The organism is Pseudomonas sp. FSL R10-1339 (assembly GCF_009600545.1).
Classification (GTDB): Bacteria; Pseudomonadota; Gammaproteobacteria; order Pseudomonadales; family Pseudomonadaceae; genus Aquipseudomonas; species Aquipseudomonas bubulae.
Genome location: NZ_WIVQ01000064.1, coordinates 20,335 through 27,663 on the forward strand (window position 1 = coordinate 20,335; position 7,329 = coordinate 27,663).

The following is a 7,329-nucleotide window of genomic DNA, read 5'->3' on the forward strand; positions in this document are numbered from 1 at the left end:
TTCACCATGCTGGCCCGACACGCCCCGGCCCCTGATGGGAAGGAAAATGCGGCAACACGTGCTCTGCCAGCTCCTGTATGACCTCTGCCGCAGGCCGCGCCGAAAACTGGATACCCAGGGCCGCATGGTTGACCCCTGCTGCTTGCCATTCACCCAGCAGGTCAATCAGGCCATTGCGCCCGGTGCGCAACACATAACCGCCCTGTAAAGAGGTGCGGGGATAATCGGGATCATCAACCAGGTCGAGCCATTCATTGGTCATGTGCGGCCTGAACCCGCCGTCCGGGATCAACTGGCGCCAGGCCCGGATCTTTTCGCCCAGGCGTTGCGGCCCTGCGCGGTCGTGGGTCGATTCGGGAAAGGTCAGCCAGCCATCGGCATGCTCGCCAATCCAGGCCAGTGACTGACGGGATGAACCGGTGACCATCAGGGGGATGGCTCCCGCCACGGGCCGGGGCAGAAATTCGGCTCCGGCCATGTGCCCCAGTGCCGAATCGATAACCGGCGCACGGGCCTGCATCAGTTGGCGGAAATACGTCACGCTCTGGGCAAACCGCTCACCCCGCCGGGCGTGCTCCAGACCATAGGCGGGAAACTCAATGGCCCGGTCTCCCGAGGCGATCCCCATGACCAGGCGCCCGTTCGACAACTGATCGATGGTGGCGCTGGCCTTGGCCAGATCAATGGGATGGCGCAACGAAAAGATTGCACTGCCGGTTGCCAGCGCAATTGTGCGGGTGTGAGCCGCCAGAAACGCCAGGTAGGTAAAGGGATCGAATACTTGCCCCGCATCACCGAAGGCAGGATCGAACAGCGGTACGTCGCGCACCCAGACTGCGGCAAAACCATATCGGTCGATGTCGCGAACCCGCTCGGCCTGCCCGGCCAGTACCGCCATGTCGCCCTTGTAAAAGCGCAATGGCAGAAAAATCCCGAGGGTCAGCTGATTGGCCGCGAACATGCGCCGATAACCGCGGTGGCTGGCAAATGCGGGCGACGACTGGCCTGTGACCTGATCTGTAGTGTTCATATTGATCCCCTGGTTCAAGCGCCGGTGGCGCGAGTAGGCAGAGCGATACCGCGCTGCACGGCGGGTCTGGTGCCAATGCGCTGGTACCAGGCGCTCAGGTGCTTATAGGCGCTGAAATCGAAATCGATGACTTGCGCGATATGGGTCCAGCCAAACTGGGCAATATCGGCAATCGAGTACTCGTCACCGGCCAGATAGGGGTGCTCGGCCAGGCGGTTGTCCAGGGTGGTAAAGGCTTCATCCATCAAGCGCCGATAGCGCGAAATGGCCTGGGGAATTTTGTCTGCGGCAAACAGCTCGAAGTGAACGCGCTGGCCCATCACAGGCCCCACGCTGGCAGCATGAAACATCAGCCACTGGATGGCTTCCCAGCGTTTGGCGGGTTCGACGGGCAAGAGCTGACCACTGATATCAGCCAGATACAGGAGGATGGCTGCCGATTCAAACAATGTGATGCCACTGCTTTCGTCGACCAGCACCGGGATACGCCCGTGCGGATTGAGGCGCAAAAACGCCGGGCTGCGGTTCTCGCCCTGGTCAATGTTTACGTGCCGCAGGTGGTAGGTTAAACCGAGTTCCTCCAGGGCAATGGTGATCTTGAAACCATTGGGCGAGCTGTCGGTATACAACGTGATCATGGGGTTCATGCAGGGCGTCCGGTTAGATATAGTTTTACTAAACTTGCACAGCATCTCTAAACTCGGAACATCATCGCTTTCGCTGTGTGTCAGCGGAAACGATCATTTCTGCACACCAGATTCAGGAAAACTAAAGCCTATGGCAGCTTCACTGCCCCTTCTCGCCTTGCGAGCATTTGTCGAAGTAGGCCAGCAAGGCAGCATCAAGGCGGCCGCGCAAACGCTGAATGTCACCTCAGGTGCCGTCAGCCAGCAGATCCGCCTGCTGGAAGACCGGGTCGGCATGCCGCTGTTTACCCGCGAACGCAGCGGCTTGCGGCTTACAGAGGCTGGCGCATCTGTGCACCCCACCCTGCAGCAAGCCTTCGGGGCAATCGAAAAAGCCATGCAGTCACTGCACGAAAGTACGACTCGCCAGACCCTGACGATCAGTACGGTGGCAACCTTTGCCGCCTCATGGCTGGTGCCGCGCCTGGGACGATTCAACCGCCTGCACCCGGATATCGAGGTGCGGGTGGAGGCCACTTCCGCGCTGGTGGACATGCACCGCGGGCGTGTCGATATTGCCTTGCGCCATGGGCTTGGGTTCTATCCCGGCCTGCACGTGACCCGTTTGATGGCACCTGTACTGATCCCCGTCGCCAGCCCCGCCCTGCTGGCTGGCAACCCGGGGCCGGCACAGCCGCAGGACTGCCTCGACTTCCCCCTGCTGCATGACGCTGACCGTGCCGACTGGCTGTTGTGGCTCAGCGCCCATGGCGTGGGCAAAGACCCGCGCGCCGAGCGCGGGACTGCTTTTGAGGACGATTTTTTATTGATCCGCGCAGCCGAAGCAGGCCAGGGGCTGGCCTTGGTGCCCCAGGAGTACGCAACCGAAGAAATCGCTGCAGGCCGTCTGGTAAAAGTCATGGACAAGCCCTGGCCGGCGCGCTTTGCCTACTACGCCGTAACGCGGGTGGAGGCAATGCAACGGGATGAGGTCAGGGCATTTATGCACTGGATCATGCAAGAGGCCGGGGGTAAGTAACAATCACCAGCCCCTCGTCTGCATCCGGTGAACGAAAGTAGGTGGTGATCAGATCAAACTCGGCATCCGATGCGGCAAAGTCATGCTCGGCAAGCTGGTTGCGTACATGCAGGCGCGCACGGCAGGTGTCGTCGTCCACAGCGAGATAATGCAGGCAGTGCGGCACACGCGCGGTTTCTGCCAGGCCGAGCAACCATTCACGGCCGGCAATGGTATTGGCAGGAAAATCCAGCACCACATCCACACCGGACTCCAGCAGGTCGATCACCAGAGGCCCCAGCACACCGCGAATCCTCAGGCTGTAGGCTGCGTAATCGGTTACCGAATTGATCGCACCGGGATAAAGAGAGGAGAGCCATTTATCTTCGCTCAGCAATATCGCGCTGTGCTCCACCGCAAGCGTTCTGGCCAGGGTTGATTTGCCTGATGCGATCTTGCCGCACATCAGATGCAGTGTCGCAGTGACCATGGGACGCTTCCTTGAGTGCGGACATTGGATGATGCCCAGCGCTGGCAGAGAACGCAATTGCCAATAAAACCAGCCAAGGGTGAACGAAAAACAGCCCGGTCTGCACCTGAACTTCAGGGGTACAGACCGAACCGTACAACAGCGTCCGCGCGCGGCCAGTCAGTTTTTGTTTAGCAGGCCGCCAAGCAGGCCACCCAGCCCGCCGGAAGCACTTGCGCCACCCGAGGTGCCGGTGTTTGTCTGGGTACCGGTCGTGCCGCCCAGGCTGCCAAGCAAGCCAGTGCTGCCACCCAGTAAACCACCTGTGCCGCCGGTGGTTGTCTGAGTACCGGTTGAACCTGTGGCCGTGCCCAGCCCGCCCAGCAAACCGCCCAGCCCGCCGGTAGTTGTGCTTGTGCCGGTGCCGGTGGTTGTCGTCGGGTTCAGGTAACCGCCGGATTTATCCAGTGCCCCACCCACACCGCCTAGCACACCGCCCACCACATTGGTGAGCGGGTTCTTGCCGGTATCGACTACCTTGTCACCCAGCCCGCCGACCACGCCGCCAACCTTCGTCAACAACCCGTCCACCGGCTGCCCCAACCCGGTGGTGGTGCCTACCTTGCCTGTGACGTTTTCCACCATTGAGATCACGGGGACCACGACCTTGTCATTCAAACCACCGGTAGCCTTGCCCAATTGCCCGCTGGTCACATTGGTGGTCAGTGTGTTGCCAAGCATGGTGACGGTGGTGCCGACCTTGTCCACCAACCCGCCCGCGGTGCCGGTGACCTTGCCCACTACGCCGCCTACCAGCGGGACCTGACTGATCGGTGTGTTGTCGACCAGAGCGCTGACACCTGTGCCGAGAGACGAAACGCCTTTACCCACATCGCTGACGCCATTGGTAACACCAGCCACGGTAATGCCCAGCGAGTTTTTGTCAGTGCCCAGCGAGCCCAGGCCATTGGTCACGCCATCGGTAATGGAAGTCACGGCATTACCGGTATTGACCACCAACCCGCCTGCTGCGCCGACCACAGGAACGGTGGTCAGGGTAGTGCCCACGCCGCTGACCAGGGTGCCGACACCGCCCAGTCCGGTGCCGACTTCACCGGCGACCTGCCCCGTGACCAGAGGCGGGGTAACTGCCGGGTTAGGCGGATTGGTTGGATTGGTTGGATTGGTTGGATCAGTCGGATCAGTCGGATCAGTTGGATCTGTCGGTGTAGTGGGATCAGTTGGCGTGGTCGGATTGGTCGGCGGCGTCGGCGTGCTTGCGCTGTCACTGCTGTGATGCCCGCCACCACCACTGTGGCAGCCCGCCAGGCTGGCGCTCATGACCAACAACAGGGCCGTGCTTGTTTTCAACCAGAGTTGGGTGTTCATAATCAGCTCCCTTGAATCTGTCATGCCTGAGTTCGAAAGCTCCCAGCACTCGCATCAGAGGGAGTTTCCATCCTGGGGAACATGACAACGCCACGGGCTCGAACCCACAACTCACTCCTTGGTATTAATACTCTCTATAAGGCTGCCGCGACTCGACTTAAGGACTAATGCTCAGGTTATAAAAAGCGCTGCATATCAACTTGCACAGGGCTTTTTCACGCAATGGCCGCAGCGCCCCCTACTTAAGTGGTAAGCACAATTAACAAGACCGACCCCAGCATCAGCATTCCTTGATCTGCTCCCACAAGCGGGCGACCTGCTCGGCGCTGTCGGCCCTGATTCGGGCCAGATCCAGGGGGTAGTCCACCCCGGGATTCTCGACAAACCGCGTTGCCGTGAACTGACCATTGCTGGCCCGCAGAATATAGCCGCTGTCCTGGCACTGAGCCGAGGCCAGAAAGATCACACCGGGAGTCACCCACTGGGGCTTGAGGTTGTCCGGTTCGCCGTTAACGCCCCACATCCGGGTCTTGGCCACCGGCGCTACTGCGTTCACCAGGATGCCATCGGCGGCACCCTCCCTGCTCAGGGCATTCATGATGCCCAATTGTGCCATCTTGCCGGCGGCGTAGGCGGTCAGGCCCGGCTGGGCATAGGGCTGGTACATGGCCCGGTCCGAAGAGGTCAGCACCACCCGCGCCGCCGATGATTGGCGCAGGTACGGCCAGGCATGTTTGCACAGCCAGATCGGGCTATACACATTGATCCCCAGCGCGCGCTCGACAAACTCAGGCTGCGCTTCTTCAATAGCCTGGTAACCGACCCAGCCCGCGTTGTGGATCACAATATCCAGCCGCCCGAACGCTTCGACGGCCGTTTCGACCAACTGCCGGCAACCCGTCTCGCTGACCAACTCACCGTGATGACCGATCACGCTGTAGCCCTGGGCTGCCAGCGCTTGCGCGGCGTCATGGGCAACGGATGCATCTGCTGCTGCGCCTTGCCTGTCTGCGCCAATATCACTGATCAGCACATGGGCGCCCAGCCGTGCCAGCTCCCTGGCATAACTCAAGCCCAGGCCCCGGCCAGCACCCGTTACAATTGCGGTTTTGCCGTTAAAGTCCATAAGGATGCCCTCTTGATTGATACTTCACCGTAACAATCAAAAGGCGCGTTGTTTAATACCGTTCAACAGGCCCGTTGATACCCGCTGCCTATCAGCCCCTCTGTGAGAGCGGCGGTGTTCACAGATAACCCCGTTCAAAGGAAGGAACACTGCACATGATCGAAACCCGACTGCTCCGTCAGTTCATCGCGGTGGCTGAGGAACTGCATTTCCACAAGGCCGCCGTGCGCCTGCACATGGCCCAGCCACCCCTGAGCCAGGCGATCAGCCGACTGGAAGACAAGCTGGGGTTAGCCCTGTTCACCCGCAGCAGGCGCGAGGTCAAGCTGACGCCCGCAGGCCAGGCCTTTTTGCAGGCGGCCTGTCGCACACTCAAGGAACTGGAACAGGGGGTGGAGTACGCCCGCCAGGTGGCGCAAGGGGTAGCCGGTGTGCTCACTGTCAGCGCGGTGTCTATCGCGTACTTCGAGCCGTTGCTCAACAGCCTCAGGCAGTTTCGCCAAACCTTTCCCCAGGTCCAGCTGGTGATCAAGGAAATGCCTTCCTCCAGCCAGGCCGAGGCGCTGCTGGCTGCCGAGACCGATATCGCCTTTATGCGCAAACTGCCCTTCATCGCAGCCGACATCGAATCGCGCCTGTTGCTCGACGAGGCCATTGTCATGGCCCTGCCCCTGGATCATCCCAAGGCGCAGTCAGGGCCCATCGAGCTGCGCGATTTTGCTGACGAAGACTTTGTCTTTACTCCACAAGCCCTGGGCAGCGGCTATCACGGCCAGTTGATCGGCCTGTGCGAAAACGCCGGGTTCTACCCCAGGGTGGTACAGGAGGCCGCACAGCTGCATACCCTGATCGGCCTGGTAAGTTGCGGTTTTGGCGTGGCCCTGGTGCCGCAATCCCTCGCCGGCTCGACGCTGCGCGACAAGGTAGCGTTCCGTCCGATCCGGCCGCTGACAGGCGCTGCCAACCCGACCATCGGCCTGTACATGAACTGGCATGCCCATAACCCGTCACCGCTGATACAGCACTTTATTGCCATGCTCGATGGCAACACTCAACCCTGAACAGGCTCAGCGAACCCCTTCAAGTAAACTTGCTGGCATGGCTGCGCCGCATGAGTCGAGACTCAAGCCAGCAGTTCGCTGATCCATCTGACCTGTCGGGCAATTTCCTCCACCCGGGCTTCGGGCACGGCCTGGCGCGCCAGGGCAAGATTGCTCAGAACCTTGCGTTTTTCACCCAGCATACGTTGCCACTTACCCAGAAACAGCGGGCTGCGCGCCTGCATCTGGAAGGGGCCAAAGTACAATTGCTCGGCGGTATAGCTCACCGGTCCGATGCGTTCGGCGACGATGATTTCGTAGTAAAAACGGTTTTCCCGCAGCAGTTCTTCGCAAAGGATGTGGTAGTGGTTTTCCATCAGCCATTGCCGTAAAGGCTGCTCGCCGCCGTTGGGTTGCAGGATCAGGCGCTCCCGTCCGCTCAGGTGTGCCTTGCCACTTGCAAGAATATCGCGGATGGTCTCGCCACCCATGCCGCAGATGCTGATCGCCGTAATCTCGTCCTGCGGCCTGATCGCTGCCAGGCCACTGGCATGGCGCACGCTAATGCGTTGCTCGAAGCCGTTTTCGCGCACGGTACGCCGGGCCGCCTGAAAGGGCGTCAGGGCCACCT

At 60.7% G+C, this 7,329-nt stretch carries 8 protein-coding genes; 2 read left to right on the forward strand and 6 right to left on the reverse strand.

Annotated features, from left to right (window positions below):
* Position 1: 1 nt before the first annotated feature.
* Complete coding sequence (locus GHO03_RS17065) at positions 2 to 1,030, reverse strand: LLM class oxidoreductase (protein WP_153380117.1); 1,029 nt, start codon at positions 1,028 to 1,030, stop codon at positions 2 to 4.
* 14 nt (positions 1,031 to 1,044) lie between these two features.
* The gene (locus GHO03_RS17070) at positions 1,045 to 1,668 is read right to left on the reverse strand and encodes a glutathione S-transferase family protein (RefSeq protein WP_095019871.1); all 624 of its coding nucleotides are present in this window, start codon (positions 1,666 to 1,668) and stop codon (positions 1,045 to 1,047) included.
* Positions 1,669 to 1,807: 139 nt separating this feature from the next.
* Between GHO03_RS17070 and GHO03_RS17075 the strand changes: the two genes are divergently transcribed.
* Positions 1,808 to 2,695 carry a LysR substrate-binding domain-containing protein gene (locus GHO03_RS17075; protein WP_153400235.1) on the forward strand — a complete coding sequence of 296 codons (888 nt, stop codon included), beginning with the start codon at positions 1,808 to 1,810 and terminating at the stop codon, positions 2,693 to 2,695.
* On the opposite strand, the gene GHO03_RS17080 is transcribed toward GHO03_RS17075, so the two are convergent.
* The 3 genes from GHO03_RS17080 to GHO03_RS17090 form a co-directional block, all read right to left on the reverse strand.
* Positions 2,670 to 3,164: an ATP-binding protein gene (locus GHO03_RS17080; RefSeq protein WP_095000106.1), complete on the reverse strand. Its 495-nt coding sequence runs from the start codon at positions 3,162 to 3,164 to the stop codon at positions 2,670 to 2,672. The two genes, GHO03_RS17075 and GHO03_RS17080, sit on opposite strands and share 26 nt — an antisense overlap.
* 159 nt (positions 3,165 to 3,323) lie before the next feature.
* Positions 3,324 to 4,532, reverse strand: coding sequence for a collagen-like triple helix repeat-containing protein (locus GHO03_RS17085; protein ID WP_153400236.1), 1,209 nt, complete (start codon positions 4,530 to 4,532; stop codon positions 3,324 to 3,326).
* A gap of 280 nt (positions 4,533 to 4,812) precedes the next feature.
* Complete coding sequence (locus GHO03_RS17090) at positions 4,813 to 5,658, reverse strand: SDR family NAD(P)-dependent oxidoreductase (RefSeq protein WP_095000104.1); 846 nt, start codon at positions 5,656 to 5,658, stop codon at positions 4,813 to 4,815.
* 155 nt (positions 5,659 to 5,813) lie between these two features.
* On the opposite strand from GHO03_RS17090, the gene GHO03_RS17095 reads away from it, so the two are divergent.
* Complete coding sequence (locus tag GHO03_RS17095; RefSeq protein WP_153380113.1) at positions 5,814 to 6,719, forward strand: LysR family transcriptional regulator; 906 nt, start codon at positions 5,814 to 5,816, stop codon at positions 6,717 to 6,719.
* Between the two features lie 62 nt (positions 6,720 to 6,781).
* On the opposite strand, the gene GHO03_RS17100 is transcribed toward GHO03_RS17095, so the two are convergent.
* Positions 6,782 to 7,329 (reverse strand): tRNA (adenine(22)-N(1))-methyltransferase TrmK (locus GHO03_RS17100; RefSeq protein ID WP_153400237.1); only part of this gene is annotated, 548 nt, incomplete at its 5' end.

Coding starts and splice junctions, on each gene's coding strand:
- GHO03_RS17065 (WP_153380117.1), bottom strand. CDS start 1,030: ATGAACACTACAGATCAGGTCACAGGCCAGTCGTCGCCCGCATTTGCC.
- GHO03_RS17070 (WP_095019871.1), bottom strand. CDS start 1,668: ATGATCACGTTGTATACCGACAGCTCGCCCAATGGTTTCAAGATCACC.
- GHO03_RS17075 (WP_153400235.1), top strand. CDS start 1,808: ATGGCAGCTTCACTGCCCCTTCTCGCCTTGCGAGCATTTGTCGAAGTA.
- GHO03_RS17080 (WP_095000106.1), bottom strand. CDS start 3,164: ATGGTCACTGCGACACTGCATCTGATGTGCGGCAAGATCGCATCAGGC.
- GHO03_RS17085 (WP_153400236.1), bottom strand. CDS start 4,532: ATGAACACCCAACTCTGGTTGAAAACAAGCACGGCCCTGTTGTTGGTC.
- GHO03_RS17090 (WP_095000104.1), bottom strand. CDS start 5,658: ATGGACTTTAACGGCAAAACCGCAATTGTAACGGGTGCTGGCCGGGGC.
- GHO03_RS17095 (WP_153380113.1), top strand. CDS start 5,814: ATGATCGAAACCCGACTGCTCCGTCAGTTCATCGCGGTGGCTGAGGAA.